1 pseudogene is annotated in these 224 nt (G+C 73.2%); it reads left to right on the top strand.

Features of this window, described 5'->3' with window-relative positions:
- Positions 1 to 15: 15 nt before the first annotated feature.
- A pseudogene (locus WDV86_RS03330) lies at positions 16 to 224 on the top strand (flagellin); the annotation flags it as partial.

Here is a 224-nt window from a genome sequence, read left to right on the forward strand (position 1 = left end):
GGCGAGCAGATCGCCGTGGCCGTCGCGACCGCCATGGGCGCCACCGGCCTCGCCACCGCAGACATCGACGTGACCGAGGCCTCCACGCCGAGCACGCGTGACGGCGACGGCGTCATCACGGCGTACGGCGACGGTGCGCAGGGCGCGATCGACCGGATCGACGCTGCGCTGAGCACGGTCTCCACGACCCGGGCGGACCTGGGTGCCAAGCAGAACCGCCTCGA

It is taken from the genome of Pseudokineococcus sp. 1T1Z-3, assembly GCF_037482365.1.
In the GTDB taxonomy this organism is placed as follows: domain Bacteria; phylum Actinomycetota; class Actinomycetes; order Actinomycetales; family Quadrisphaeraceae; genus Pseudokineococcus.